The organism is Kosakonia sp. SMBL-WEM22 (assembly GCF_014490785.1).
Lineage (GTDB): Bacteria > Pseudomonadota > Gammaproteobacteria > Enterobacterales > Enterobacteriaceae > Kosakonia.
The window spans coordinates 3,387,930-3,413,911 of the sequence record NZ_CP051488.1 but is presented as its reverse complement, the minus strand read 5'-3'; the positions used below and the strand labels follow the sequence as shown (position 1 = coordinate 3,413,911).

General features: G+C 57.0%; 28 protein-coding genes. 20 read left to right on the top strand and 8 right to left on the bottom strand.

Annotation, left to right across the window (positions count from 1 at the left end):
- The first annotated feature begins 5 nt into the window (after window positions 1-5).
- Window positions 6-284: a YfcL family protein gene (locus HF650_RS16350; RefSeq protein ID WP_187799522.1), complete on the top strand. Its 279-nt coding sequence runs from the start codon at window positions 6-8 to the stop codon at window positions 282-284.
- Between the two features lie 166 nt (window positions 285-450).
- Here the strand turns inward: HF650_RS16350 and mnmC are convergent, their stop codons facing one another.
- On the bottom strand, window positions 451-2,451 hold the full coding sequence (gene mnmC, locus HF650_RS16345) for a bifunctional tRNA (5-methylaminomethyl-2-thiouridine)(34)-methyltransferase MnmD/FAD-dependent 5-carboxymethylaminomethyl-2-thiouridine(34) oxidoreductase MnmC (RefSeq protein WP_187799521.1): 2,001 nt from the start codon (window positions 2,449-2,451) through the stop codon (window positions 451-453).
- Between the two features lie 155 nt (window positions 2,452-2,606).
- Between mnmC and fabB the strand changes: the two genes are divergently transcribed.
- Window positions 2,607-3,821: a beta-ketoacyl-ACP synthase I gene (gene fabB / locus HF650_RS16340; RefSeq protein WP_023479827.1), complete on the top strand. Its 1,215-nt coding sequence runs from the start codon at window positions 2,607-2,609 to the stop codon at window positions 3,819-3,821.
- A 185-nt stretch (window positions 3,822-4,006) separates the two neighbouring features.
- Window positions 4,007-5,440, top strand: coding sequence for a 6-phospho-beta-glucosidase (locus HF650_RS16335; protein ID WP_187799520.1), 1,434 nt, complete (start codon window positions 4,007-4,009; stop codon window positions 5,438-5,440).
- A gap of 102 nt (window positions 5,441-5,542) precedes the next feature.
- Here the strand turns inward: HF650_RS16335 and flk are convergent, their stop codons facing one another.
- Window positions 5,543-6,553, bottom strand: coding sequence for a flagella biosynthesis regulator Flk (flk, locus tag HF650_RS16330; protein WP_187799519.1), 1,011 nt, complete (start codon window positions 6,551-6,553; stop codon window positions 5,543-5,545).
- Window positions 6,554-6,663: 110 nt separating this feature from the next.
- Here flk and pdxB point away from each other — a divergent pair, with 110 nt between their 5' ends.
- The 11 genes from pdxB (at window position 6,664) to argT (ending at window position 17,641) form a co-directional block, all read left to right on the top strand.
- Entirely contained in the window at window positions 6,664-7,800 is a 1,137-nt protein-coding gene (gene pdxB, locus HF650_RS16325) for a 4-phosphoerythronate dehydrogenase PdxB (protein ID WP_187799518.1), read from the top strand.
- A gap of 56 nt (window positions 7,801-7,856) precedes the next feature.
- Window positions 7,857-8,870, top strand: a complete 1,014-nt coding sequence (locus HF650_RS16320) for an aspartate-semialdehyde dehydrogenase (RefSeq protein WP_187799517.1) — start codon at window positions 7,857-7,859, stop codon at window positions 8,868-8,870.
- Window positions 8,870-9,682, top strand: a complete 813-nt coding sequence (gene truA, locus HF650_RS16315; RefSeq protein ID WP_023479805.1) for a tRNA pseudouridine(38-40) synthase TruA — start codon at window positions 8,870-8,872, stop codon at window positions 9,680-9,682. The genes HF650_RS16320 and truA overlap by 1 nt, the downstream gene beginning before the upstream one ends.
- Window positions 9,683-9,707: 25 nt before the next feature.
- Window positions 9,708-10,367 carry a DedA family protein gene (locus HF650_RS16310; protein ID WP_187799516.1) on the top strand — a complete coding sequence of 220 codons (660 nt, stop codon included), beginning with the start codon at window positions 9,708-9,710 and terminating at the stop codon, window positions 10,365-10,367.
- A 103-nt stretch (window positions 10,368-10,470) separates the two neighbouring features.
- A complete protein-coding gene (gene accD / locus HF650_RS16305; RefSeq protein WP_124967746.1) occupies window positions 10,471-11,385 on the top strand; it encodes an acetyl-CoA carboxylase, carboxyltransferase subunit beta in 915 nt (304 codons plus the stop codon).
- Between the two features lie 193 nt (window positions 11,386-11,578).
- Complete coding sequence (folC, locus tag HF650_RS16300; RefSeq protein ID WP_187799515.1) at window positions 11,579-12,847, top strand: bifunctional tetrahydrofolate synthase/dihydrofolate synthase; 1,269 nt, start codon at window positions 11,579-11,581, stop codon at window positions 12,845-12,847.
- Window positions 12,837-13,523: a cell division protein DedD gene (dedD, locus tag HF650_RS16295; protein ID WP_187799514.1), complete on the top strand. Its 687-nt coding sequence runs from the start codon at window positions 12,837-12,839 to the stop codon at window positions 13,521-13,523. Before folC ends, dedD begins: the two co-directional genes overlap by 11 nt.
- Before the next feature lie 220 nt (window positions 13,524-13,743).
- Window positions 13,744-14,232: a colicin V production protein gene (gene cvpA, locus HF650_RS16290; RefSeq protein ID WP_042716765.1), complete on the top strand. Its 489-nt coding sequence runs from the start codon at window positions 13,744-13,746 to the stop codon at window positions 14,230-14,232.
- 164 nt (window positions 14,233-14,396) lie between these two features.
- Entirely contained in the window at window positions 14,397-15,914 is a 1,518-nt protein-coding gene (gene purF / locus HF650_RS16285) for an amidophosphoribosyltransferase (RefSeq protein ID WP_187799513.1), read from the top strand.
- A 94-nt stretch (window positions 15,915-16,008) separates the two neighbouring features.
- Window positions 16,009-16,590 carry a UbiX family flavin prenyltransferase gene (locus HF650_RS16280; protein ID WP_023479639.1) on the top strand — a complete coding sequence of 194 codons (582 nt, stop codon included), beginning with the start codon at window positions 16,009-16,011 and terminating at the stop codon, window positions 16,588-16,590.
- A 268-nt stretch (window positions 16,591-16,858) separates the two neighbouring features.
- A complete protein-coding gene (gene argT / locus HF650_RS16275; RefSeq protein ID WP_187799512.1) occupies window positions 16,859-17,641 on the top strand; it encodes a lysine/arginine/ornithine ABC transporter substrate-binding protein ArgT in 783 nt (260 codons plus the stop codon).
- Here argT and HF650_RS16270 read toward each other — a convergent pair.
- Window positions 17,629-17,769, bottom strand: a complete 141-nt coding sequence (locus tag HF650_RS16270) for a hypothetical protein (RefSeq protein WP_187799511.1) — start codon at window positions 17,767-17,769, stop codon at window positions 17,629-17,631. The genes argT and HF650_RS16270 overlap by 13 nt on opposite strands.
- A 135-nt stretch (window positions 17,770-17,904) precedes the next feature.
- On the opposite strand from HF650_RS16270, the gene hisJ reads away from it, so the two are divergent.
- The 4 genes from hisJ to hisP all read left to right on the top strand — a co-directional run bounded on the left by hisJ (window position 17,905) and on the right by hisP (window position 20,951).
- A complete protein-coding gene (hisJ, locus tag HF650_RS16265) occupies window positions 17,905-18,687 on the top strand; it encodes a histidine ABC transporter substrate-binding protein HisJ (protein ID WP_187802720.1) in 783 nt (260 codons plus the stop codon).
- Between the two features lie 83 nt (window positions 18,688-18,770).
- Window positions 18,771-19,457 (top strand): histidine ABC transporter permease HisQ, encoded by a 687-nt coding sequence (locus HF650_RS16260; RefSeq protein ID WP_187799510.1) that lies wholly within the window; start codon window positions 18,771-18,773, stop codon window positions 19,455-19,457.
- Entirely contained in the window at window positions 19,454-20,170 is a 717-nt protein-coding gene (locus HF650_RS16255; RefSeq protein ID WP_023479676.1) for an ABC transporter permease, read from the top strand. The genes HF650_RS16260 and HF650_RS16255 overlap by 4 nt, the downstream gene beginning before the upstream one ends.
- 7 nt (window positions 20,171-20,177) lie before the next feature.
- Window positions 20,178-20,951 carry a histidine ABC transporter ATP-binding protein HisP gene (gene hisP / locus HF650_RS16250; RefSeq protein ID WP_187799509.1) on the top strand — a complete coding sequence of 258 codons (774 nt, stop codon included), beginning with the start codon at window positions 20,178-20,180 and terminating at the stop codon, window positions 20,949-20,951.
- 253 nt (window positions 20,952-21,204) lie between these two features.
- On the opposite strand, the gene HF650_RS16245 is transcribed toward hisP, so the two are convergent.
- The 5 genes from HF650_RS16245 to yfcG form a co-directional block, all read right to left on the bottom strand.
- Window positions 21,205-21,810 (bottom strand): hypothetical protein, encoded by a 606-nt coding sequence (locus HF650_RS16245; protein ID WP_223284182.1) that lies wholly within the window; start codon window positions 21,808-21,810, stop codon window positions 21,205-21,207.
- Entirely contained in the window at window positions 21,776-22,273 is a 498-nt protein-coding gene (locus tag HF650_RS16240) for a GNAT family N-acetyltransferase (protein WP_187799508.1), read from the bottom strand. The genes HF650_RS16245 and HF650_RS16240 overlap by 35 nt, the downstream gene beginning before the upstream one ends.
- 68 nt (window positions 22,274-22,341) lie before the next feature.
- Window positions 22,342-22,914, bottom strand: coding sequence for a hypothetical protein (locus HF650_RS16235; RefSeq protein ID WP_187799507.1), 573 nt, complete (start codon window positions 22,912-22,914; stop codon window positions 22,342-22,344).
- A 66-nt stretch (window positions 22,915-22,980) separates the two neighbouring features.
- The gene (locus HF650_RS16230; RefSeq protein WP_187799506.1) at window positions 22,981-23,877 is read right to left on the bottom strand and encodes a TIGR01777 family oxidoreductase; all 897 of its coding nucleotides are present in this window, start codon (window positions 23,875-23,877) and stop codon (window positions 22,981-22,983) included.
- Between the two features lie 39 nt (window positions 23,878-23,916).
- Entirely contained in the window at window positions 23,917-24,546 is a 630-nt protein-coding gene (gene yfcG, locus HF650_RS16225) for a GSH-dependent disulfide bond oxidoreductase (protein WP_187799505.1), read from the bottom strand.
- Window positions 24,547-24,680: 134 nt separating this feature from the next.
- Between yfcG and yfcF the strand changes: the two genes are divergently transcribed.
- Together yfcF and yfcE are read left to right on the top strand one after the other, a co-directional pair.
- The gene (yfcF, locus tag HF650_RS16220; protein ID WP_187799504.1) at window positions 24,681-25,325 is read left to right on the top strand and encodes a glutathione transferase; all 645 of its coding nucleotides are present in this window, start codon (window positions 24,681-24,683) and stop codon (window positions 25,323-25,325) included.
- Between the two features lie 53 nt (window positions 25,326-25,378).
- Entirely contained in the window at window positions 25,379-25,930 is a 552-nt protein-coding gene (gene yfcE / locus HF650_RS16215) for a phosphodiesterase (protein WP_187799503.1), read from the top strand.
- The last annotated feature ends 52 nt before the right edge of the window (window positions 25,931-25,982 follow it).

Here is a 25,982-nt window from a genome sequence, read left to right as displayed (position 1 = left end):
GAGAGATGATCGCGGAGTTTGAATCACGCATTCTGGCGTTAATTGACAATATGGTGGATCACGCCAGTGATGATGAACTGTTTGCTGGCGGTTATCTGCGCGGGCACCTGACACTGGCGGTGGCCGATCTGGAGAGCAGCGATGACCACTCGCCGGAAGCGGTATCCGCACGCGTGACCACCAGTGTGGAACACGCCATTCAGGCAGGAGAGCTGTCGCCGCGCGACCAGGCGCTGGTGCTCAGCATGTGGGAAAATCTTTACCAGCAGGCGAAGGCGCACTAAGCCTGCTTTAACCCGGGGCAAAGTTGCCGGAGGGCGGCTTTGCCTTATCCGGCCTACGGGGCGGGAATGCGGAAACGTGTATGGAGCGGCTGAAACGGCGTAGGCCGGATAAGTGTTTACGCGCCATCCGGCAATCTGTTTACGGCGATATACCGGCCGCTACCCCTTATTTCACCGCTTTTCCCTTCAACAACTTTCGTACCCACAACCGATTCGGGTTCATCGCCGCCAGCGTTTCGCCATCCAGTGGAATGGGCTCATCGCTCATCTGCGCGGCGAGGATCTCCGCCGCCAGCGGCGCGCTGCACAAGCCACGTGAACCGAGCGCACCGATCATAAATAACCCCTCATGCACGGGCGCACTGACCGCCGTGTCCTGATGTTCAGCAAGCTTTGCATAGGCTGATAACGTTGCATTGTAATCTGCCACATTGCCGACCATCGGCAGGTGATCGCGCGTGGCGCAGCGTACGCCGCAACGCGCCTCTTTGGCACTAATATCCACCGTCTGCGCCCACTCGGCCTGCGGGAAACAGTCAATCAAGCGCTGGCGGTTCTGCTGCTGATCCGCTTCGCTGTAGGCCGCGTCCTGCTGGCCGCGATGGTAACTGGCACCAATACAGTGCTGCTGGTTATGTGGGTTGTGCGGCGTCAGATAGCCGTCATAACAGAGCACCTGGCGCAGACGAGCCAGCGGCCCGGTGGTGGGAATATGGCTTACCTGACCGGCCACCGGATAAACCGGCAGTTTCTCCGTTTGGGAAAAGTGCTGAATGCGGTGCCCGTTGGCCAGCACCACGCTCTCATGCTGGCGCTCGCTGCCATCGGCGAAACGCAGCTGCCAGCCATTACTGTGGCGAACAAGCGTTTCAACCTCATAGCGATAGTGCACCTGCAAACCCTGCTCCATTCCGAGAGCAATGGCTCCTGCCGTTAATTGCGCCGGGCATAACCAGCCGCCGGCGGGGTAGGTGATACCAGCGCAACCGGTCTCTACGCCGCTCTGCGCAAAAACGCCCTCCGCGCTGATGCGGTGCGCCAGCTCGTGAGGCAGTTCCAGCGTCAGCATCTGCTCGATTTTATGTTGGCTCTTCTCATCCCAGCCGAGCTGGGTAACGCCGCACCACTGGTGATCAAACGCTACCGGCAGCGCGTCATAAAGCCTGCGGGCAAAGGTAAACGCGGCGCTAAAAAAGCGCGCCAGCGCCGGATCGTGCGCGCTAAGGAGCGGATAGAGTGCGCCCTGGCGGTTGCCGGATGCGCCCTCTGCCGGGGCGGCATCCGCGCAGTAGAGCGTGACCTGCCAGCCACGGCGAAGCAGCGCAAGGGCAAGCAGCGCGCTCGCAACGCCGCCGCCAACCAGCGCGACTTCCCGCGTCTCTGTACCGCTGCGGGCAAACCACGGCGCGCGCGGCGCGGCTATAACCCCCTTTTCTAACACACCGCTTAACATCTCCCGCTTACGGCCAAAGCCTTTGCGCTTTTGCATGGTGAAGCCCGCCTCCTGCAAACCGCGGCGCACAAAGCCGGCGGAGGTAAAGGTCGCCAGCGTCCCGCCCGGCCGGGTAAGACGCGCCATCGCCTGAAAAAGGGCGGGCGTCCACATATCGGGATTTTTCGACGGCGCAAAGCCATCGAGGAACCAGGCATCAACCTGCTGGTTCAGACTCTCATCGAGCGTATCAGTTAACTGATTAATATCACCAAACCAGAGATCGAGCGTCACGCGACCTTCATCGAGCAACAGCCGATGGCAGCCCGCGATCGCCTGTGGCCACTGCGCCTGCAACAGTTCAGCAAAAGGTGCCAGTTCCGGCCAGTGGGCATGGGCTTTTTGCAGGTCATCGCGGGTGAGGGGAAATTTTTCGAAACTGATGAAATGTAATCTTTCCAGGGTAGCGTCAGGATGTTCGGCACGAAAAGCGGCAAAAGCCTGCCACAGTGTGAGGAAGTTAAGGCCGGTACCAAAGCCGCTCTCCGCAACAATGAATAGTTTCCTGGAGTGTTCTGGAAAACGCGTCCGGAGGTCGTTGCCGCCGAGAAAAACATAGCGGGTCTCTTCAAGCCCGTTATCATTAGAGAAGTAGACATCGTCAAAATCTCGGGAAACAGGTGTACCCTCAGCGTTGAATTCGAGGTTGGCGGTCTGTATAGCGGTGTGTTTCACGTAAGTTACTCGTCCGGCAAGCAGTGCGTCGATCTTAACGAGGGTCAAAGAAAGGCGCAAATTTCTGTGTGAAATGTCTGATCGGACTTGTTCGGCGTACAAGTGTACGCTATCTTGCGACTCGAAACTTAATTAGTGCGACTTAGGGGTATTGAATGAAGCGTGCAGTAATTACTGGCCTGGGCATCGTTTCCAGCATTGGTAGTAACCAGCAGGAAGTCCTGGCATCTCTGCGTGAAGGACGCTCAGGGATCACATTTTCTCAGGAGTTCAAAGATTCCGGCATGCGCAGCCACGTCTGGGGTAACGTCAAACTGGACACCACAGGTTTGATCGACCGTAAAGTGGTTCGTTTCATGAACGATGCCTCTATCTATTCTTACCTCTCAATGCAGCAGGCCATCGAAGATGCAGGCCTGAAAGAAGAGGTCTATCAGAACAACCCACGCGTGGGCCTGATTGCAGGTTCCGGCGGTTCCTCTAAAGCACAGGTTTTCGGCGCGGACGCGATGCGCACCCCGCGCGGCCTGAAAGCCGTTGGTCCTTATGTGGTGACCAAGGCGATGGCCTCTGCGGTTTCCGCCTGCCTCGCCACGCCGTTCAAAATCCACGGCGTTAACTACTCCATCAGCTCCGCGTGCGCCACTTCCGCGCACTGTATCGGGAACGCGGTAGAACAGATTCAACTGGGCAAACAGGACATCGTTTTTGCCGGCGGCGGTGAAGAGCTGTGCTGGGAAATGGCCTGTGAGTTCGACGCCATGGGCGCGCTCTCCACCAAATACAACGAGACGCCGGACAAAGCGTCCCGTACCTACGATAAAGAGCGTGATGGCTTTGTTATCGCTGGCGGCGGCGGCATGGTCGTCGTTGAAGAGCTGGAGCACGCGCTGGCGCGCGGTGCGCACATCTACGCTGAGATCGTCGGCTATGGAGCAACGTCTGATGGCGCTGACATGGTTGCACCGTCAGGTGAAGGCGCAGTGCGCTGTATGAAGATGGCGATGCACGGCGTTGATACCCCGATCGATTACCTCAACTCTCACGGCACCTCCACCCCGGTGGGTGATGTGAAAGAGCTGGGCGCAATTCGTGAAGTATTTGGCGATAACACGCCTGCCATCTCCGCGACCAAAGCGATGACCGGTCACTCACTGGGCGCGGCTGGTGTGCAGGAAGCGATCTACTCTCTGCTGATGCTGGAGCACGGCTTTATCGCGCCGAGCATTAACATTGAGGATTTGGACGATCAGGCGGCGGGCATGAATATCGTCACCAAACCGACCGAGCAGACGCTCAACACAGTAATGTCCAACAGCTTCGGCTTTGGCGGCACTAACGCCACGCTAGTGATGCGCAAGCTGAAATAAACGTCATAGAACGTAAGAAGGGAGCCTGAGGCTCCCTTTTTTATGCGCTGGCTTCCAGCCCGATGTAATGAGTTGCGTGTGAAATACTCTCTTTGCAACCGGTTTCACAAAACGCGAGCACGGCGATGTCATCTCTGCGCGGTCGCGTTTATGCTCTTCGCACTGATAAGCGAAAGGAGAGTGATATGTCCGGTTTTAAAGCGGATTTTCTGTGGGGCGGGGCGGTTGCTGCGCATCAACTGGAAGGCGGCTGGCAGGAGGGTGGTAAAGGCGTCAGCGTGGCGGATGTGATGACCGCAGGCGCACATGGCGTTCCGCGTGAGATCACCGATGGCGTACTGCCGGGTAAAAACTACCCCAATCATGATGCTATCGACTTCTATCACCGCTACAAAGAGGACATCAAACTCTTTGCCGAGATGGGCTTTAAATGTTTTCGCACCTCCATCGCCTGGACGCGTATCTTCCCGAATGGGGATGAGCTGGAGCCCAACGAAGCCGGTTTGCAGTTCTACGACGATCTGTTCGACGAGTGCCTGAAGTACAACATTGAGCCGGTAATCACGCTCTCCCATTTCGAAATGCCTTATCACCTCGTCAAAAAGTATGGCGGCTGGCGTAACCGTGAGGTGATCGCCTTCTTTGTGCGCTTTGCCAACGCTGTCTTCACCCGCTATCGCAGCAAGGTCAAATACTGGATGACCTTCAACGAAATCAACAACCAGGCCAACTACAACGAAGACTTTGCGCCATTTACCAACTCCGGCGTGAAGTATCAGCCGGGCGAAGATCGTGAAGTGATTATGTACCAGGCCGCGCACTATGAGCTGGTAGCCAGCGCGCTGGCGGTGGAAGCGGGTCATAAAATTAACCCTGACTTTAAAATCGGCTGTATGATCGCCATGTGTCCAATCTACCCGCTCACCTGCGATCCGAACGACATGATGATGTCGGTAGTAGCGATGCACCGCCGCTACTGGTTCACCGATGTACACGTGCGCGGCTACTACCCGCAGCATCTGCTTAACTACTTTGCCCGCCGGGATTTCAAGCTTGATATTACCGACGAAGACTTGCAGATCCTCACCCGCGGCTGCGTCGACTACATCGGCTTTAGCTACTACATGTCGTTTGCCACCAAAGCGACGGAAGATAACCCGCAGCTTGATTACGACGAAACCAAAAGCCTGGTAAAAAATCCGTACGTGAAAGCGTCGGACTGGGGCTGGCAAATTGATCCGGTTGGCCTGCGCTACTCGCTAAACTACTTCTACGACCACTACCAGCTGCCGCTGTTTATCGTTGAAAACGGCTTCGGCGCTATTGACCAGCTCGGAAGCGACGGCGTGGTCGACGACCAATACCGCATTGAATACCTGCACAACCACATCCGCGAAATGAAAAAAGCGGTGGTGGAAGATGGGGTCGATTTGATGGGGTATACGCCGTGGGGCTGTATCGATCTGGTGTCTGCCGGCACCGGCGAGATGAAAAAACGTTACGGCTTTATCTACGTCGATAAAGACAATGAAGGGAACGGTACGCTGGCGCGCAGCCGTAAGAAATCCTTCTGGTGGTACCAGGATGTGATCAGACAGAACGGCGATAACATCAAGTAAGAGGGTGATCCGTAGATTAATAATGCGCCATCAGGTTATTGCCTGATGGCGCTTCGCTTATCAGGCCTACGGATTTAGCAGGCCTGCGGATGCATCAGTGTTTTAAATCACCAGCCACAGCAGCAGCATCACCACAAGCAGGGCAATAAAAAAGAGTCCTGGTCGCATCGACATCGCTTTTACCGTGTCGACTATCGGCGCGACGAAGGGGCTATAAATCGGCTGCACATCACGCACCTCGATCATTCCCGACGCGCGCTCGGTGCGGCGTAAAAAGACCTGGTTGAGAATATCCTGCACCTGGGCGTTGGTCAGCACCGTCTGAGGCGTCACCTGGAACGTCTGCTGCGCATAGTCGCTGATGCCGCGCCATTCGGCGCTGTCCAGCGGCTGTTTCAGCGTGGCCTGCACCGTTTGTAGTGTCGGTGCCGTATGCGTCGCCAGCGTCTGGCGCGCCTGCAGCCAGGTCATCAGCGGCGTAAAATGTTTCGCCGGGATCAGCTCGCCGCTCTTCACGCCGGAGAGCTCCAGCATTGATTGCCAGATAAGCTTGCTCGACTCGCCGGTTGCCGCCGCCAGTTTCGTCACCGCCTGGTTGAGGGAGTTATGCTCCGCCGCCACCAGAGGACGCTCAGTTGCCGGGCGCTGCTGCGGCTGCGGGATCGCAATCTGGTTGTTCTGCAACATCGTCAGCACCGTTTTTAACTGCTGCGGCGTAAGCTGGCTGAGCGCCGTCTGGCCGAACTCCTGACGAATAAAATCGCTCACCGCCTGGCGATTGTTCCCCTTGCCGAGCAGCTCGGTCAACTGGGTCACCATCTGGCGCGTGGTGTGGTTCTGCGTTGCCGTTTCCATGCGCTGCGTCAGATTCTGCTCAGCGGCAGGGAAGTGGCGCGAGAGCAGGGGCGCATCGTTTTTCAGCCCCAAATCATGCTTTACGCCTGCCCAGACTTCAGCGCTCTGCTGTTGGGTCAGGGCGATCAAACGCGTCACCAGCCGCTCCAGCACGGTACGCTGCTGGGTGGATAGTGGCTGCTCGCCGACAGGATTAGCGGCTTGCGGTGGCTCTTGCCCGGGAGGACGCGCAGGTGCGCCCTGAATGGGTTGAATCATGGGTTTCCTCTTACTCTCGCATGGCGGTGGCCGGCATTGCGGGTATGCCTGGCGGCGAGATTATGGCACACTTGCGCGCTCAACTCCCGCTCTCAAACAGGTACTGTAGTGTGAAAATCCTTGTTGATGAAAATATGCCTTACGCCCGCGATCTTTTTAGCCGACTGGGCGAGGTTAATGCCGTGCCCGGACGCCCGATTCCCCAGGCGGAACTGGCTGATGCCGAAGCATTAATGGTGCGATCCGTCACGAAGGTGAATAACGATTTACTGCAAGGGACCGGGATTAAATTTGTCGGTACCGCCACGGCGGGTACCGATCATGTTGATGAGGCTTTTCTGAAACAGGCGGGCATCGCATTCTCCGCAGCACCGGGATGTAACGCTATCGCCGTGGTGGAGTATGTTTTCTCCTCTTTATTAATGCTGGCAGAGCGCGACGGGTTTGCACTCACGGACCGCACCGTGGGCATTGTCGGCGTCGGCAACGTCGGTGGGCGCTTACAGGCGCGGCTGGAAGCGCTGGGCATCCGTACGCTGTTGTGCGATCCGCCACGCGCCGATCGCGGGGACGCGGGCGACTTCCGCACGCTGGATGAGCTGGTACGCGAAGCGGATATCCTCACGTTCCACACCCCACTGTTTAAAGAGGGGCCGTATAAAACCCTGCACCTGGTTGATGACGCGCTGCTCAGCCGCCTGAAGCCAGGCACCATTCTGATCAACGCCTGTCGCGGGCCGGTCGTGGATAACGCGGCGCTGTTGCAGCACTTGCAGGCGGGGCAGGATCTCAGCGTCGTGCTGGATGTCTGGGAGCCGGAGCCGGATCTCAACGTCGAGCTGCTGGCAGAGGTGGATATCGGCACGGCGCATATTGCGGGTTACACGCTTGAAGGAAAAGCGCGCGGCACCACGCAGGTATTTGAAGCCTACAGTCAATTCCTCGGTCAGCCGCAGCAGGTGGCGCTGAATACGCTGCTTCCTGCGCCGGAGTGCAGCCGCATCTCCCTTCATGGGCCGGTCGAACAGGCAATGTTAAAAAGGTTGGTGCATTTGGTGTATGATGTGCGCCGCGACGATGCCCTGCTGCGAAAAGTAGCGGGCACACCGGGTGAGTTCGATAAGCTGCGTAAGCACTATCTTGAGCGCCGCGAATGGTCGTCACTCACCGTTGAGTGCGACGACGCGGACGCATCGGCGCTGTTGCAAAAACTGGGCTTCGACGCCTTTTATCACCCGGTACGTTAATTCATCTTTATGCTCCCCGTCGCCGACGGGGACGCTTTTTTCTGGAGTGAATCACCATGTCTGAAGGCTGGAATATTGCCGTTCTCGGCGCCACTGGCGCGGTCGGAGAAGCCTTGCTCGAAACGCTGGCGGAGCGCCAGTTCCCGGTTGGCGAACTCTATGCTCTGGCTAAGAGCGAAAGCGCGGGGGAAAACTTGCGTTATGCCGGTAAAACCGTGCGCGTAGAAGATGCTGCTGAATTCGACTGGACGCAGGCGCAGCTGGCGTTCTTTGTGGCGGGTGCGCAAGCCAGCGCGACCTATATTGAAGAAGCGACCAACGCCGGTTGTCTGGTGATCGACACCAGCGGTCTGTTTGCCCTCGAACCGGATGTGCCGCTGGTGATGCCGGACGTTAACCCGTTCGTGCTGGCGGACTATCGCAACCGCAACGTGATCGCTATTCCGGATAGTCTTACCAGCCAGCTGCTGGCAGGCCTGAAACCGCTGATTGATGAAGGCGGCCTGTCGCGTATTGCTGTGACCAGCCTGCTCTCTGTTTCGCGCAGCGGTAAACAGGCGGTGGATGCGCTGGCAGGGCAGAGCGCCAAGCTGTTGAACGGCATCCCGATTGATGATGATGACTACTTTGGTCGCCAGCTGGCATTCAATATGTTGCCGCTGCTGCCGGACAGTGAAGGTAGTGTGCGCGAAGAGCGCATCATCATCGATCAGATGCGTAAAATCCTGCAGGACGATGGGCTGATGATCTCCGCTAACTGCGTGCAGTCGCCGGTCTTCTACGGCCATGCGCAGATGGTGAGCTTCGAAGCATTACGCCCGCTGGCGGCCGAAGAGGCGCGCGATGCGTTTGCTCGCTTTGAGGATATTGCCCTCTCTGAAGCGAACGAATTTCCGACCCAGGTGGCGGACGCGTCCGGCCAGGCCCATCTCTCCGTCGGCTGCATTCGCAATGACTATGGCATGCCGGAGCAGATCCAGTTCTGGTCGGTTGCCGACAACATTCGCTTTGGCGGCGCGCTGATGGCGGTGAAAACGGCAGAGAAACTGGTGCAGGAGTATCTGTACTGATGCAGGAAGAAACCACCGCGCCGCGCTACAAAATCGCGCTGGGAATTGAGTATGACGGCAGCCACTACTACGGCTGGCAGCGTCAGCAGGAAGTGCGCAGTGTGCAGGAGAAGCTGGAGAAGGCGCTCTCGCAGGTTGCCAATGAGCCGATCTCGGTCTTTTGCGCCGGGCGCACCGATGCCGGTGTGCATGCGACCGGCCAGGTGGTCCATTTTGAGACGACTGCGCTGCGCAAAGACGCCGCCTGGACGCTGGGCGTAAATGCGAATCTGCCTAAAGACATCGCGGTGCGTTGGGTAAAAGATGTGCCCGATGATTTTCATGCGCGCTTTAGCGCGACGGCGCGCCGTTACCGCTACGTCATCTACAATCATCGCTTGCGTCCGGCGGTGCTCGGTCATGGTGTTACGCACTATCATCAGCCGCTGGATGCTGAACGCATGCACCGTGCGGCGCAGTGTCTGATTGGCGAAAACGACTTTACCTCGTTTCGCGCCGTGCAGTGCCAGTCGCGTACGCCCTGGCGCAACCTGATGCACATCAACGTCAGCCGCTACGGTACCTATATTGTGGTCGATATCAAAGCCAATGCCTTTGTACATCATATGGTCAGGAATATTGTCGGCAGCCTGATGGAAGTAGGCGCCCACAACCAGCCGGAGAGCTGGATAGCAGAGCTGCTGGCGGCAAAGGACAGAACGCTGGCAGCAGCAACGGCGAAAGCGGAAGGGCTCTATCTGGTGTCGGTGGATTATCCATCACACTTTGCGCTGCCCGCTGCGCCAATGGGCCCGCTGTTCCTGGCGGACTAGTCGCACATTAATAAGGCATAAGTAGATGGACTTAATACGCTTCCTGATTGACTTCATTCTTCACATTGACGTTCACCTCGCTGAGCTGGTGGCGCAGTATGGCGTCTGGGTCTATGCGATCCTGTTTATTATTCTCTTTTGCGAAACGGGTCTGGTGGTCACGCCGTTCCTGCCGGGCGACTCGCTGCTGTTTGTCGCGGGCGCGCTGGCGTCCCTTGAGACCAACGATCTCAATGTGCATATGATGGTGCTGCTGATGCTGGTCGCCGCCATCGCCGGCGATGCGGTGAACTACACCATCGGGCGGCTGTTCGGCGAGCGGTTATTCAGTAACCCCAACTCGAAGATCTTCCGTCGCAGCCATCTTGATAAAACGCATCAGTTTTATGAGAAACATGGCGGGAAAACGATTATCCTCGCGCGTTTTGTGCCGATTGTGCGTACCTTTGCCCCTTTCGTCGCTGGCATGGGGCATATGTCTTATCGCCATTTCGCCCTCTATAATGTCGCGGGCGCGCTGCTGTGGGTGTTACTTTTCACCTACGCCGGATACTTCTTTGGCACCATCCCGATGATTCAGGACAATCTCAAGCTGATGATTGTCGGAATTATCGTAGTGTCTATACTTCCCGGGGTCTTTGAGATTATCCGCCATCGCCGCGCCGCGTCCCGGCAGACAAAATAATCACCTGTTGGCGGTTCGACCACTTTTTTATCCCAAGTTGCGAACCGTTATGTTTTAATGTGCCCCAGTCAAGGGCTACCAGGTTCATGTAGAAAGGTTATCAATGAGCTGGATTGAAAGAATTAAAAGCAACATCACCCCCACCCGTAAGGCGAGCATCCCCGAGGGCGTGTGGACAAAATGCGATAGCTGTGGTCAGGTGCTTTACCGCGCCGAACTGGAGCGTAACCTTGAAGTCTGCCCAAAATGTGATCACCACATGCGGATGTCAGCGCGTAATCGCCTGCATAGCCTGCTGGATGAAGGATCGCTGGTTGAACTGGGCAGCGAACTTGAGCCGAAAGATGTGCTGAAGTTCCGCGACTCGAAGAAGTATAAAGACCGTCTGGCGACAGCTCAGAAAGAGACCGGCGAGAAAGATGCGCTGGTGGTGATGAAGGGCACGCTGCACGGCATGCCGGTTGTCGCAGCGGCCTTTGAGTTCGCGTTCATGGGCGGTTCAATGGGTTCCGTAGTTGGCGCGCGCTTTGTGCGTGCGGTTGAGCAGGCACTGGAAGACAACTGTCCGCTGGTCTGTTTCTCCGCTTCCGGCGGTGCGCGTATGCAGGAAGCGCTGATGTCGCTGATGCAGATGGCGAAAACCTCTGCGGCGCTGGCGAAAATGCAGGAGCGCGGTCTGCCGTACATCTCCGTGCTGACTGACCCGACCATGGGCGGCGTTTCTGCAAGCTTCGCGATGCTGGGCGATCTCAACATCGCTGAGCCGAAAGCGCTGATCGGCTTTGCCGGCCCGCGCGTTATCGAGCAGACCGTGCGCGAGAAACTGCCTGCCGGTTTCCAGCGCAGTGAGTTCCTGATCGAAAAAGGCGCTATCGATATGATCATTCGCCGCCCGGAGTTGCGCTTTAAGCTGGCGCGTATTCTGGCGAAGATGATGAATCTGCCGGCGCCGGATGCGGATGATACGCATATTGGCACGGTGGTAACGCCAGAGCCGGATCAGGAAGGCGAAGCCTGATAATACACGTCACGCTTTCTGCTGCAGGTGTGTTGATGCGCCTTGCTTAGCTCGCTCCTCCTCCATATCAGGAAAGCGGGATGGCTATGTGACTACGCGCCAGCAGCGAAAACGAGCATGTGTATACTCTTGAGGGCAGGGCCAGAAGGCACTGCCCTTTTGCTTTTCAAACCGCACTCTATCAACGGGCATCATGGATACTCTCTCTACTCCGCAAGCCACGTCGCCCCTGGCCGCATGGCTCTCATATCTGGAACAGCTGCACAGTAAACCTATCGATTTAGGGCTCGATCGCGTAAGCCAGGTGGCGGCGCGGCTTGATGTGCTGCGTCCCGCACCCTTTGTCTTCACCGTCGCCGGAACCAACGGCAAAGGCACCACCTGCCGCACGCTGGAGTCGATTCTGCTGGCGGCCGGTTATCGCGTCGGGGTTTACAGCTCACCGCATCTGGTGCGCTACACCGAACGTGTACGCGTGCAGGGCGGGGAGCTGGCAGAAAGCGCACACACTGCCTCCTTCGCGGAGATCGAAGCCGTGCGCGGCGATATCTCCCTAAGCTATTTTGAATTTGGCACCCTGTCGGCGCTGTGGCTGTTTAAGCAGGCGCAGCTGGATGTGGTGATCCTCGAAGTGGGTCTTGGCGGTCGCCTTGACGCGACCAATATGGTTGACGCCGATGTCGCGGTGGTCACCAGCATTGCGCTCGATCATACCGACTGGCTCGGCCCGGATCGCGAAAGCATCGGCCGTGAAAAAGCGGGCATCTTCCGCATCGGTAAACCTGCGGTGGTCGGCGAGCCGGATATGCCGCACACCATCGCTGACGTCGCGCAAGAGAAGGGCGCGCAGCTGTTGCAGCGTGATGTGGCGTGGCACTACGAGGTTGGCGCACAGAGCTGGCGTTTCCGTGACGAGCAGGGCGAGCTGAGCGATTTGCCGCTGCCGCAGGTGCCGCAGCCTAACGCTGCTACCGCGCTGGCCGCGCTGCGCGCCAGTAAACTAAATGTGAGCGAGCAGGCAATTCGTGACGGCATTGCGCGGGCGATTTTACCGGGTCGTTTTCAAGTGGTGAGCCAATCACCGCGGCTTATTCTCGATGTCGCACATAACCCTCATGCTGCACGCTATCTTGCCGGTCGGCTGGTAGCGTTGCCGAATCGTGGTCGCGTACTGGCGGTGGTCGGCATGCTGCATGATAAAGACATCAGTGGAACGCTTGCCTGTCTGGAGCCGGTGGTCGATAGCTGGTATTGTGCCCCTCTGGAGGGGCCGCGTGGCGCGACGGCGGAACAGCTGCTGGCGCATCTGACGTCGGGACAAGCATTCCCGGACGTGACCCAGGCCTGGCAGGCGGCAATGGCGGAGGCCGACGCCTGCGATACCGTGCTGGTGTGTGGCTCGTTCCACACCGTGGCGCATGTCATGGAAGCGATGGAAGCGGGGAGAACCGGTGGCAAGTAAGTTTCAGAACCGTTTGATGGGCACTATTGTGCTGGTCGCGCTCGGGGTAATTATCCTGCCCGGGTTGCTCGACGGGCAGAAAAAACATTATCAGGATGAGTTCGCAGCGATCCCGCTGGTGCCAAAGCCTGGCGATCGCGACGAGCCGGATATGATGCCGGCCGCTACCCAGGCGCTGCCCTCGCAGCCGCCGGAAGGGGCAGCGGAAGAGGTGCGCGCCGGTGATGCCGCCACGCCGTCGCTTAATGCCTCGAGGCTTGCGGCGAACAGTACTCCCGATCCGGAAGTGACCACCACGCCGGTGACGCCAAAGCCGAAACCCGTTGAAAAGCCGCAGCCTAAACCACAGCCGCAGCAGCAACCCGCGCGTGAGCAGCAGACCGCGGCGAATTCGGCACCGGCTAAAGCACCGGAAGAGAAACCAGCCCCGACCGGCAAAGCCTATGTCGTCCAGCTTGGCGCGCTGAAAAACGCTGATAAAGTGAATGAAGTAGTGAGTAAACTGCGCGCAGCGGGCTATCGCGCTTATACATCGCCGACGACGCCAGTTCAGGGTAAAATCACCCGCATTCTGGTCGGCCCCGACGCCTCACGCGATAAACTTAAAGCCTCGCTTGGCGAACTCAACCAGCTGTCAGGCCTTAATGGTGTGGTAATGAACTATAGCGCCAATTAACCGCGCAACCCTGCGCTATTTTGCTGGCAACGCTCCGTAAAACGGAGCAGGGAAGCGTGATAAAAGTGCGGCCGCGAAGGCCAATGTTCTGCTGGCGTTGAATATTTTTTCAGCGCCATTTTTATTTCCGCGCGGGAAGGAAATCCCTACGCAAACGTTTTCTTTTTCTGTTAGAATGCGCCCCGAACTGGATGACAGGGCGTAAAATCGTGGGACACATATGGTCTGGATTGATTACGCCATCATCGCGGTGATTGGTTTTTCCTGTCTGGTAAGCCTGATCCGCGGCTTTGTTCGTGAAGCGTTATCGCTGGTGACATGGGGTTGTGCTTTCTTTGTCGCCAGCCATTACTACACTTACCTGTCAGTCTGGTTCACGGGCTTTGAAGAGGAACTGGTACGTAATGGAATTGCCATCGCGGTGCTGTTTATCGCGACGCTGATTGTGGGCGCTATCGTTAACTACGTTATCGGTACGCTAGTGGAGAAAACCGGCCTGTCGGGTACAGACAGGGTGTTGGGGATCTGCTTTGGTGCGCTTCGCGGCGTGCTGATCGTCGCCGCCATTCTGTTCTTTCTGGATACCTTTACAGGTCTGTCGAAAAGCGAAGACTGGCAAAAGTCGCAGCTTATCCCGCAATTCAGCTTCATCATCAGGTGGTTCTTTGACTATCTGCAAAGCTCGTCGAGTTTCTTGCCCAGGGCTTAAGCCCTGAGATGTGGCTTAGAGTTTGGTTTAACAGGCTGTTTTCTCGCCAATTTGAACCAGGTCAGTGCTGACAATCCTGTAGGCTCCGGTTGTCGCGCGTGGCAGTGTTCAATGGTATTTGAGATTACGTCTGGTAAACCAAGCTCTTAACGAGGAAAAGACGTATGTGCGGTATTGTCGGTATCGCCGGTTTCATGCCGGTAAACCAGTCGATTTATGACGCGTTGTCGGTGCTGCAGCACCGTGGGCAGGATGCAGCGGGCATCATTACCATTGATGCCAATAACTGTTTCCGTCTGCGTAAAGCGAATGGCATGGTGAATGATGTATTCGAAGCCCGCCATATGCAGCGCCTGCAGGGCAATATGGGGATTGGCCACGTGCGTTACCCCACCGCGGGCAGTTCCAGCGCTTCAGAAGCGCAACCCTTTTACGTTAACTCCCCGTACGGCATCACGCTTGCGCATAATGGTAACCTGACCAACGCGCACGAACTGCGTAAAAAGCTGTTCGAAGAGAAGCGTCGCCACATTAACACCACCTCTGATTCTGAAATCCTGCTCAATATTTTCGCCAGCGAGCTGGATAACTTCCGTCACTATCCGCTCGAAGCGGATAACGTTTTCGCCGCGATTGCCGCGACCAACCGTCAGATCCGCGGTGCCTTCGCCTGCGTGGCGATGATTATTGGTCACGGCATGGTCGCCTTCCGCGACCCGAACGGCATTCGTCCGCTGGTGCTGGGCAAGCGCGAACTGGGCGATGGTCGCACCGAATATATGGTGGCCTCCGAGAGCGTGGCGCTTGATACGCTGGGCTTTGAGTTCCTGCGCGATGTCGCACCAGGTGAAGCGGTTTATATCACCGAAAAAGGGCAGCTATACAGCCGCCAGTGCGCGGAAAATCCGGTCAGCAACCCGTGCCTGTTCGAGTACGTCTACTTTGCGCGCCCGGACTCCTTTATCGACAAAATTTCCGTCTACAGCGCCCGCGTCAATATGGGCATGAAGCTCGGTGAAAAGATCGCCCGCGAGTGGGAAGATCTCGATATCGACGTGGTGATTCCGATCCCGGAAACCTCCTGCGATATCGCGCTGGAGATCGCCCGCATTCTGGACAAGCCTTACCGTCAGGGTTTTGTGAAAAACCGCTACGTTGGCCGCACCTTTATCATGCCGGGCCAGCAGTTGCGCCGTAAATCGGTGCGCCGCAAACTGAACGCCAACCGTGCCGAGTTCCGCGACAAGAACGTGCTGCTGGTGGATGACTCCATCGTGCGCGGCACCACCTCGGAGCAGATTATCGAGATGGCGCGCGAAGCCGGGGCGAAGAAGGTGTATCTCGCTTCCGCGGCACCGGAAATTCGCTTCCCGAATGTCTACGGCATTGATATGCCGACCGCCAATGAGCTGATTGCCCACGGTCGTGAAGTGGATGAAATCCGCCAGATCATCGGCGCAGACGGGCTGATTTTCCAGGATCTCAACGATCTGATTGACGCCGTACGCGCAGAGAACCCGGACATTCAGCAGTTCGAGTGCTCGGTATTTAACGGTGTTTATGTCACCAAAGATGTCGATCAGCAGTACCTCGATTACCTCGACTCGCTGCGTAATGACGATGCCAAAGCGGTACAGCTGCAGAACGAAGTTGAAAGCTTAGAGATGCACAACGAAGGCTAATCCCGCCGCGCCCCTCGCATGAGGGGCGCAACTTGTTGCAACACCCTCTATAATCAGGCAAAGTTTGCGCTTATGTTAGCGGGTGGATAAGCAGATGAAACGACTGATTGTGGGCATTTCCGGCGCCAGTGGCGCAATTTATGGCGTACGCCTGTTACAGGTGCTGCGCGATGTCGCGGAAGTTGAGACCCATCTGGTGATGAGCCAGGCCGCCCGGCAAACGCTCTCTCTTGAAACCGACTACTCTCTGCGCGATGTGCAGGCGCTGGCAAACGTGGTGCATGACGCCCGCGATATCGCCGCCAACATCTCCTCTGGCTCGTTCAAAACCGCAGGCATGGTGATTCTGCCGTGCTCTATCAAAACCTTATCCGGCATTGTTCACAGCTACACCGATGGGCTGCTGACGCGCGCTGCAGACGTGGTGCTGAAAGAGCGTCGCCCGCTGGTGCTCTGCGTGCGTGAAACGCCGCTGCATCTCGGCCACTTGCGCCTGATGACCCAGGCGGCGGAACTCGGTGCGGTGATCATGCCGCCGGTGCCCGCATTTTATCATCGCCCGCAAAGCGTGATGGATATAGTTGATCAGACCGTCAACCGCGTTGTGGATCAGTTTGATATCGAACTGCCGGAAGATCTTTTTGCTCGCTGGCAGGGCGGCGATGCTGCAAAATAGTGCAACGTATCGCCCGATGCGCTTTTTTAGGGCAATTTTGTAAGCGCGATCATATCCTCAACATTTAATCCTTCTTTCCCCCGTTTACTGCTGCGGTTCGTTCCGCAGACCTGCTATCTTTCATCACAACGGTCAATCTGCAACGTTTTATTAACAATTACCGCGCCCTATTAGTTTATTGCCGGGAAAGTGGCATAAGACGTGCAAGGCTACTGGCTGCAACACAACACACGACACAATAAAAAAACAGCACATTTGAGGGTAATGTATGAAGAAGACGGTCCTCGCTCTGTCTTTACTGCTGGGGCTCTCCGCCACCGCCAGCGTTTATGCAGCGCTTCCCCAGACAGTCCGTATTGGCACCGATGCCACCTACGCACCTTTCTCCTCGAAAGATGCGAAAGGGGAGTTTGTGGGCTTTGATATCGATCTTGGTAATGAGATGTGCAAACGCATGCAGGTGAAATGCACCTGGGTCGGCAGCGATTTTGATGCCCTGATCCCCTCTCTGAAAGCGAAGAAGATTGACGCCATTATCTCGTCGCTCTCCATTACCGAAAAACGCCAGCAGGAGATTGCTTTCTCCGAAAAGCTCTACGCGGCGGATTCACGCCTGATTGCCGCCAAAGGCTCACCCATCAAACCGACACTGGAGTCGCTGAAAGGTAAACATGTCGGCGTGCTGCAAGGCTCGACGCAGGAAGGTTATGCCAACGATAACTGGCGCAGTAAAGGCATCGACGTGGTGGCCTATCAGAACCAGGATCAGATTTACTCTGACCTGACTGCCGGTCGCCTCGACGCCGCATTCCAGGATGAAGTGGCTGCCAGCGAAGGCTTCCTGAAACAGCCTGCGGGCAAAGAGTTTGCCTTTGCAGGCCCGTCGGTGAAAGACAAAAAGTTCTTTGGCGACGGCACCGGGATTGGCCTGCGTAAAGATGATACCGAGCTGAAAGCGGCGTTCGATAAAGCCTTTACCGAGCTGCGTAAAGATGGCACCTACGACAAGCTTGCCAAAAAGTATTTCGACTTTAACGTCTACGGCGAGTAAGGCTGTACGGCCTGCGCCAGCGGGCCGTGAGGGAAAACGGTGCGCCATGCGCCTTTCGCGGCATGGTGCAACAAGCGGTGTGTTCCAGCGTGGTGCAGTGGCAGCATCACAATAGTGCAAGGCTGCATAGTTACGCATTCATATTGCAAAAAAAGTTATCCTGCCGCGTTTATCTTTTGCCTTGCCGGGGGAGATGATGGCACGATAACACACCGTTAAGTTGTGAGAATTCCCTTAGGAAAGACAGTCTGTTGAGGATAATGATGAAAAAATTAGTGCTCTCCCTTTCTCTGGTGCTCGCTGTTTCCAGCGTCTCTACTGTATTTGCTGCTATCCCACAAAAATTACGTATTGGTACCGATCCCACTTATGCCCCGTTTGAATCAAAAAATGCGCAGGGTGAGTTGGTTGGTTTTGATATCGATCTGGCAAAAGAGCTCTGTAAGCGCATTAATACGCAGTGTGTGTTCGTTGAGAACCCACTGGACGCGCTGATCCCATCTTTAAAAGCGAAGAAAATCGACGCGATTATGTCCTCGCTGTCGATCACCGAAAAGCGCCAGCAGGAGATTGACTTCACCGACAAGCTCTACGCGGCAGATTCCCGCCTGGTGGTAGCAAAAGATTCTGACATTCAGCCGGCGCTGGAGAAGCTGAAAGGCAAACGCATCGGCGTGCTGCAGGGCACCACCCAGGAGACCTACGGTAATGTTCACTGGGCGCCGAAAGGGGTTGAAATCGTCTCCTATCAGGGGCAGGACAATATCTACGCCGACCTGACCGCAGGCCGCATTGACGCCGCGTTCCAGGATGAAGTAGCCGCCAGCGAAGGTTTCCTCAAAACCCCGATGGGCAAAGCCTACAAATTCGGCGGGCCGTCGATTAAAGATGAGAAGCTGTTTGGCGTCGGCACCGGTATGGGCGTGCGTAAAGGCGATAGCGAACTGCGCGACGCACTGAATAAAGCCTTCGCCGAGATGCGCGCTGATGGCACCTACGACAAGCTGGCGAAAAAGTATTTCGATTTTAATGTTTACGGTGGTTAATCCCACACAACACTAACGTGCGACCCCTCCCGCAAGGGAGGGGAAGAGACACGGCAAACACCACACACGACAGGACAGGCTGCATGCTGCACGGGTTTTCTCAAGTGATATTCCAGGGCGCGCTGGTGACCCTCGAGCTGGCGCTCAGCTCGGTGGTGCTGGCGGTGCTGATTGGCCTTGCGGGCGCGGGCGCGAAGCTTTCCAAAAGCCGTGCACTGGCGCTGATTTTTGAAGGTTACACCACCCTTATTCGCGGCGTGCCCGATTTGGTGCTAATGCTGCTTATCTTCTACGGTCTGCAAATTGCCCTTAACGCCATCACCGACGCGCTCGGCATGGCGCAGCTGGATATCGATCCGATGGTGGCCGGTATCATCACCCTCGGCTTTATTTACGGCGCTTACTTTACCGAAACCTTTCGCGGTGCCTTTATGGCGGTGCCGAAAGGGCAGATTGAAGCGGCGACGGCGTTTGGCTTTACCGGCCGCCAGGTGTTCCGCCGTATTCTGTTCCCGGCGATGATGCGTTTTGCGCTGCCGGGGATTGGTAACAACTGGCAGGTGATCCTGAAAGCGACGGCGCTGGTCTCCTTACTGGGACTGGAAGATGTGGTAAAAGCGACCCAGCTCGCCGGCAAAAGCACCTGGGAGCCGTTCTACTTCGCCATAATCTGCGGCGCGATCTATCTCATTTTTACCACGGCCTCCAACGGCGTCCTGCTGCTGCTTGAACGCCGCTACTCGGTGGGTGTGAAGAGGGCCGACCTGTGATTGAGATTATTCAGGAGTACTGGCAATCCCTGCTCTGGAGCGATGGCTACCGCATTACCGGCGTGGCGATCACCCTCTGGCTGCTGATCGCTTCCGTGGTAATGGGCGGCATTCTGGCGCTGTTTCTTGCTATCGGCCGCGTCTCCAGTAACAAATTTATCTGTTTCCCGATCTGGTTATTCACCTATATCTTTCGCGGCACGCCGCTCTATGTGCAGCTACTGGTCTTCTACTCCGGCATGTACACGCTGGAGATCGTGAAAGGCACCGAGCTGCTTAACGCCTTTTTCCGCAGCGGCCTCAACTGCACGGTGCTGGCGCTGACGCTCAACACCTGCGCTTACACCACCGAGATTTTTGCCGGGGCGATTCGTTCGGTGCCGCACGGCGAAATTGAGGCGGCGCGGGCGTATGGCTTCTCATCCTTTAAGATGTACCGCTGCATTATTTTGCCTTCGGCGCTGCGTATCGCGCTGCCGGCCTACAGTAACGAGGTGATCCTGATGCTGCACTCCACGGCGCTGGCCTTTACCGCGACGGTGCCGGATCTGCTGAAAATCGCCCGTGATATTAACTCCGCCACCTACCAGCCCTTTACGGCGTTTGGTATTGCGGCGGTGCTCTATCTCATTATTTCGTATGTCCTGATTAGCCTCTTCCGCCGCGCGGAAAAGCGCTTTTTACAGCATATGAAGCCCTCTTCGACGCACTGAGAGCACGATGTCTGAGAATAAATTAAACGTTACCGATCTGCATAAGCGCTACGGCGAGCATGAAGTTCTGAAGGGTGTGTCGTTGCAGGCTAACGCCGGAGATGTGATCAGCATCATCGGCTCCTCCGGCTCCGGCAAAAGCACCTTCCTGCGCTGCATTAACTTCCTGGAGAAGCCGAGCGAAGGCACCATTGTGGTGAGCGGGCAGAATATCAATCTGGTGCGCGACAAAGATGGTCAGCTGAAAGTGGCCGATAAGCATCAGCTGCGCCTGCTGCGTACGCGCCTGACGATGGTATTCCAGCACTTCAACTTGTGGAGCCACATGACGGTGCTGGAGAACGTGATGGAAGCACCGATTCAGGTGCTGGGGTTGAGCAAGCAGGAAGCGCGCGAGCGGGCGGTGAAATATCTGGCGAAAGTGGGCATCGATGCGATGCAGCAGATAAAGTACCCGGTGCATCTCTCCGGCGGCCAGCAGCAGCGTGTGTCGATTGCCCGTGCGCTGGCGATGGAGCCGGAAGTGCTGCTGTTCGATGAACCAACCTCAGCTCTCGATCCAGAGCTGGTGGGTGAAGTATTGCGCATTATGCAGAAGTTGGCAGAAGAGGGGAAAACCATGGTGGTGGTGACCCACGAAATGGGTTTCGCCCGCGATGTTTCAAGCCATGTGATCTTCCTCCATCAGGGCAAAATTGAAGAGGAGGGAACGCCGGATGAGCTGTTCGGCAACCCGAAAAGCCTGCGCTTGCAGCAATTTCTCAAGGGATCGCTGAAGTAAGCCATGACTGCCTGATGGCGCTCCGCTTATCAGTTCTGGGGGGAGTGCTGTTGTAGGCCGGATAAGGCGAACGCTGCCATCCGGCACTCTCTGCCTGATGGCGCTACGCTTATCAGGCCTACGGGAGAGTGCTGTTGCTGGCCGGGTAAGGCTAACTCTCTGCCTGATGGCGCTGCGCTTATCAGTCCATGGGGAAGGCTGTCGTAGGCCGGATAAGGCGAAAGCCGCCATCCGGCACTGCGCCGTCGCAATATCACTTATCCGGGCGATTAACCGGCCACCAGCCTTGCGGAATGCCCGAGGCGGAAATAAAACGGTAATGGGTAAATATCGCGCCACGTGCGGAGAGGCGCTTCTCAAGCTGAACCGTTCGCGCGCCGGGCGGTACAAGCACGTCGCGGGTGCAGATTTCAACCGGGCGGTTTAACCACGCATCATAAAAGCGCAGCCCCGCCGGGCAGCGGCTGGCCCGGCTAATAGGTGGGCCAGGGTGGCCGATGGTAAACGTTACCTCGCTCTGTACAATCTCGCTGGCGGTAAACTTGACCCACGCTTCCGGCGCATTCCACAGCGTTGCAATGCAATACATAAAGAGAGCCACAAAGCCGATCAGCTTACTGCGCAGTCTGGTGATAAACGGGATACGCCAGATGATCAGCAGACTTAACACCACGGCAACGATCAAAACCACCCAGGTATCCGGTGCGCCTGCTTGCAGATAGACCCGGTTGCCAAGGCCGATGGCATATAGCAGCCATATCAGCCACAGAAAGAAAAAGAGCACGCACAAGGTGAGCACGACTCTCCCCGATCGCAATAGCCGTTTAACGTTTTTCACGGCGATAGATCCAGTCGTCATAATATTTCCCGCGCAGCAAATAGGCCTGCTCCAGCACTTGTACGCGGGTGAAGCCGCTCTTCTCCAGCACCCGCACCGAACCGAGGTTATCGGACAGCACCCAGGCATTAAGGGCGTGAATATTGCGCTGGGTAAAGGCGAAATCGCACAGGGCGGCGACCACTTCTGAGGCCACGCCCCGGCCCTGCGCCTCAGGCAGGATCGAGTAGCCGATGTCGGCTTCCTGCAAAAGATGCTGGCTCGGACGCAGGCCGACATCGCCGATCGCTTGGCCTTGCTCATCGCGGATCACAAAGGCATTCGCATCGTTAAGCCGGTCTTCAAACAGGGTGCGGATCTGGCTTTCAGAAGCGATCTCCGCCATATAGCGCATCACGCTTTTATCTTGTCGTATCTGCAAAAAGAAGGGCCAGTCAGAAGCCTGAAATGGCGTCAGGGTAAAACGGGGAGTCTGCAACGTCATTACGCGTCCTTGTGAAAATCAAACGAAGCAGCTTAGCACCGGAAAAGCGCGCGCGGCTGCCACAAATATTAGGGGGTCGTAGGCTGCCAGGCATAAGCTTTGCCGCTATCGGTCATAAAGCGGTAGCGGGTAAACCAGGCACCGCGAGCGGCGGTCCGCTTTTCAACCTGCACCGAGCTGGCGTCGCGCGGCACGCTCTCTGTGTGAGTGCAGAGCGTAACCAACCGCCCGAGCCACGCATCATCAATGCGCAGGCCTGCTTCACAGTGGCTTTTGCGCCCAAGCGAAGGACCGGGATAGGTGAGGCGAAAGGTGACGTCGCTCTGTACCGTTTCGCCTGCCGTCAGGCGCACCCAGCCCTCCGGGACATTGAGCAGCGTGACGCCAACAAATGCCGCAACGCAGAGGAAAAGTTGCCACGGGGCTAATGCCTTAAACGCGCTCCCCTCACCGTGTACCGCCCTGCGCCAGCCACACCAGAGGCCAGCCAGCAGGGCAATCACCAGCAGACGTGGCGTATCGGGCGCATCGTCACGCATAAAGACCGTGACGCCCAGCCGGGTGCTCTCCCACATCCACAGCGCCCATAGCAGCACCAGCAGAGCGAGTACGCAGAGGCGGATTTTTTGCGACCTGGTCAATGGCAACCCTTTTACTGTCAAAACGGGTAGCTTACCACCATCACCCCAGACCCAACGCGACAAACTTTACGCGTTCACCACATCCGTCAGCGCCTCTTCAAGATCGTGCCAACGAAAGGCAAACCCGGCCTCTTCCAGGCGTTTAGGCAGTGCGCGCTGGCCGCCGAGCACCAGCACCGAAGATTCGCCCATCATCAGGCGCACGGCGGTTGCAGGGGCGCGCATAAACGCCGGGCGATGCAGAGCATGGCCAAGCGCGTGAGCGAACTGCTCGTTACGCACCGGGTAAGGGGCGACCATATTGAACGGCCCGCGCAGATCGTTATCCAGCAGCCAGAGAATGGCATTGACCATATCGTCGATATGGATCCACGCCATATATTGCCGACCCGTGCCAATCGGCCCGCCGAGACCGAGGCGGAACAGTGGCAATAGTTTGCCGAGAATGCCGCCTTTTGGCGTTAACACCACGCCGGTGCGCAGCAAGCAGACGCGGGTGCGGTCGCTCTGCGCTTCACAGGCGATCTGCTCCCAGCGTGCGCAGAGCTTATGGGTAAACTCGTTATGCGGCGGCTCCTCCTCTGTCACCACCACTTCGCCAAGATCGCCGTAATAGCCGCAGGCGGAGCCGGAGATCAGCACCTGCGGCGGGTTGTCGCTGGCTTTGATCAGATCCGCCACTTGCTGCGTAATCTGCCAGCGGCTGTGGCATAAGCGCTGCTTCTGCTCCTCGGTCCAGCGCTTATCCGCAATCGGTTCGCCTGCCAGATTGATCACCGCATCGAAGTTGTTGAGATCCGTAAGATCGTTAAGCCCCTTCAGCAGGCTGACGCGGGCATCAAGCTTTTGCTGCGCTTTGGCAGGATTGCGCGTGACCACCGTTACGCTGTGGTGCAACTCCAGCAAACGGGGGATCAGATGGTGGCCAATCAGGCCGGTACCGCCAGTAACGAGTATCTTCATGCTTCCCTCCGAAGCGTGATTATCCTTAAAGGGCGCAGCTTATGGCAGCTGCGCTTTCTGCAATGCACTCTCGGTGGCCGGGCGTGTGCGAATGCGCTCAAACCAGTTAAAGACCGCCGGGTAGTCCTCAAGCGAAATACGCTGGCGGGCATGGGAATTAATCCATGGCCAGGCGGCGATATCCGCAATGCTGTAGTGCTGGCCTGCCAGCCACGGCACCTGCTCGAGACGTTTATTCATCACCTGATAGAGCCGCTGCGTCTCCACCTGATAACGCTCAATGGCATAGGGCACCGGTTGTGGCGCGAAGTGGTTGAAGTGGTGATTCTGGCCAAGCATCGGGCCCAGCCCTGCTACTTGCCAGAATAGCCACTGCAGAGTGACATGACGCTCGCGCAGCTCACCGCTCAGGAGCTGGCCGGACTTCTCCGCCAGATAGAGCAGGATCTCACCCGACTCGAACAGGCTAAGGGGCGCACCGCCGTCGGCGGGTTCATGATCGACAATCGCCGGGATCTTATTGTTCGGGGAGATATCTAAAAATTCCGGGCGAAACTGCTCGCCTTTACTAATATCTACGCGGATCAGACGATACGGCAACCCGGCCTCTTCGAGAAACAGCGTGATCTTATGGCCGTTCGGTGTCGGGGCGAAATAGAGGTCTATCATCGAAACTCCTGTGAGCGGAATGGGCGTCGCCTGTTAAGTATAGGTGTTCCCGGTAATGACAGAGTTTTCCGCAAGTGACAGAAGGCAGAAGAGGCTATATTTTGGACGAAACCTATCCGCTAAACGAGGACGTTATGAGCGAACCGGCAATTACGTTGTGGTCTGACAATGAGTACTTCTCCCCGTATGTGCTGTCGGCCTACGTTGCCCTGCATGAAAAGGCGCTGCCCTTCACACTGAAAACTGTCGATCTGGCGAGCGGCGCGCAACACGGCGCGGGCTGGCCAGGTTTTCGCCTGACGCAGCGCGTTCCCTCTTTAGAGATTGATGGCTTTATGCTGAGCGAGTCCTCGGCGATTGCCGAATATCTTGATGAGCGTTTTGCACCGCCGGAGTGGGAGCGTCTCTATCCCCATGACCGCGAGAACCGCGCCCGCGCGCGACAGGTGCAGGCCTGGCTGCGCAGCGATCTGCTGCCGATCCGCGAAGCGCGCTCAACGGATGTGGTGTTTGCCGGGGCGAAAAAAGCACCGCTCACTGCCGCCGGGCAGGCGAGCGCCGATAAGCTGTTTGCCATCGCGGGTGAATTGCTGGCGCACGGCAAGCCAAATTTGTTTGGCGAGTGGTGTATTGCCGACGTCGATCTCGCCCTGATGCTTAACCGGTTGGTGATGCATGGCGACCCGGTACCGGAGCGCTTAGCGGAGTACGCCACCTTCCAGTGGCAGCGCTCCTCGGTTCAGCGCTATGTTGCACTTTCCGCTAAGCGCGCGGGCTGATAAGCGGTTCACGTTCCGGTATCATATGGGCGTTTTTTCAAAGAGGTGCAGTGATGAAACTGATGTTTGCATCGGATATTCACGGGTCGTTGCCCGCGACAGAACGCATACTGGAACGGTTCGCGCAGAGCGGTGCCCGCTGGCTGGTTCTGCTTGGCGATGTTCTCAATCATGGCCCGCGCAACGCGCTGCCGGAGGGATATGATCCGGCGCAGGTGGCAGAACGGCTCAATACGCAGGCCAATAGGATTATCGCCGTGCGCGGCAATTGCGACAGCGAAGTGGATCAGATGCTGCTGCGCTTTCCCATTACCGCGCCCTGGCAGCAGGTGTTATTACCCGCATGCCGCCTGTTTTTGACCCACGGTCATCTCTTTGGCGCGGAGAATATTCCACCGCTGGAGGCAGGCGATGTGCTGGTGTATGGGCATACCCATATTCCGGTTGCCGAGAGGCGTGATGAGATTGTGCACTTCAACCCCGGTTCGGTCTCTATCCCGAAAGGTGGATTTGCCGCCTGCTACGGCATGCTGGAAGAGAATATGTTACGTGTTATCGCACTTAATGATCAGCGGGTTATTGCGCAGGTTGCGATTAATCCGTAATTTACCCGTCAACCGAAACGCGCCGTAAGAGCGCCATAAAGAGAAGATGTCC

What these genes read in the sequence shown, in the direction of transcription:
- HF650_RS16350 (WP_187799522.1), top strand. Translation starts at nt 6, where the DNA reads ATGATCGCGGAGTTTGAATCACGCATTCTGGCGTTAATTGACAATATG.
- fabB (WP_023479827.1), top strand. Translation starts at nt 2,607, where the DNA reads ATGAAGCGTGCAGTAATTACTGGCCTGGGCATCGTTTCCAGCATTGGT.
- HF650_RS16335 (WP_187799520.1), top strand. Translation starts at nt 4,007, where the DNA reads ATGTCCGGTTTTAAAGCGGATTTTCTGTGGGGCGGGGCGGTTGCTGCG.
- flk (WP_187799519.1), bottom strand. Translation starts at nt 6,553, where the DNA reads ATGATTCAACCCATTCAGGGCGCACCTGCGCGTCCTCCCGGGCAAGAG.
- HF650_RS16320 (WP_187799517.1), top strand. Translation starts at nt 7,857, where the DNA reads ATGTCTGAAGGCTGGAATATTGCCGTTCTCGGCGCCACTGGCGCGGTC.
- truA (WP_023479805.1), top strand. Translation starts at nt 8,870, where the DNA reads ATGCAGGAAGAAACCACCGCGCCGCGCTACAAAATCGCGCTGGGAATT.
- HF650_RS16310 (WP_187799516.1), top strand. Translation starts at nt 9,708, where the DNA reads ATGGACTTAATACGCTTCCTGATTGACTTCATTCTTCACATTGACGTT.
- accD (WP_124967746.1), top strand. Translation starts at nt 10,471, where the DNA reads ATGAGCTGGATTGAAAGAATTAAAAGCAACATCACCCCCACCCGTAAG.
- folC (WP_187799515.1), top strand. Translation starts at nt 11,579, where the DNA reads ATGGATACTCTCTCTACTCCGCAAGCCACGTCGCCCCTGGCCGCATGG.
- cvpA (WP_042716765.1), top strand. Translation starts at nt 13,744, where the DNA reads ATGGTCTGGATTGATTACGCCATCATCGCGGTGATTGGTTTTTCCTGT.
- purF (WP_187799513.1), top strand. Translation starts at nt 14,397, where the DNA reads ATGTGCGGTATTGTCGGTATCGCCGGTTTCATGCCGGTAAACCAGTCG.
- HF650_RS16280 (WP_023479639.1), top strand. Translation starts at nt 16,009, where the DNA reads ATGAAACGACTGATTGTGGGCATTTCCGGCGCCAGTGGCGCAATTTAT.
- argT (WP_187799512.1), top strand. Translation starts at nt 16,859, where the DNA reads ATGAAGAAGACGGTCCTCGCTCTGTCTTTACTGCTGGGGCTCTCCGCC.
- HF650_RS16270 (WP_187799511.1), bottom strand. Translation starts at nt 17,769, where the DNA reads ATGCAGCCTTGCACTATTGTGATGCTGCCACTGCACCACGCTGGAACA.
- hisJ (WP_187802720.1), top strand. Translation starts at nt 17,905, where the DNA reads ATGAAAAAATTAGTGCTCTCCCTTTCTCTGGTGCTCGCTGTTTCCAGC.
- HF650_RS16260 (WP_187799510.1), top strand. Translation starts at nt 18,771, where the DNA reads ATGCTGCACGGGTTTTCTCAAGTGATATTCCAGGGCGCGCTGGTGACC.
- hisP (WP_187799509.1), top strand. Translation starts at nt 20,178, where the DNA reads ATGTCTGAGAATAAATTAAACGTTACCGATCTGCATAAGCGCTACGGC.
- HF650_RS16245 (WP_223284182.1), bottom strand. Translation starts at nt 21,810, where the DNA reads ATGACGACTGGATCTATCGCCGTGAAAAACGTTAAACGGCTATTGCGA.
- HF650_RS16240 (WP_187799508.1), bottom strand. Translation starts at nt 22,273, where the DNA reads ATGACGTTGCAGACTCCCCGTTTTACCCTGACGCCATTTCAGGCTTCT.
- HF650_RS16230 (WP_187799506.1), bottom strand. Translation starts at nt 23,877, where the DNA reads ATGAAGATACTCGTTACTGGCGGTACCGGCCTGATTGGCCACCATCTG.
- yfcG (WP_187799505.1), bottom strand. Translation starts at nt 24,546, where the DNA reads ATGATAGACCTCTATTTCGCCCCGACACCGAACGGCCATAAGATCACG.
- yfcF (WP_187799504.1), top strand. Translation starts at nt 24,681, where the DNA reads ATGAGCGAACCGGCAATTACGTTGTGGTCTGACAATGAGTACTTCTCC.
- yfcE (WP_187799503.1), top strand. Translation starts at nt 25,379, where the DNA reads ATGAAACTGATGTTTGCATCGGATATTCACGGGTCGTTGCCCGCGACA.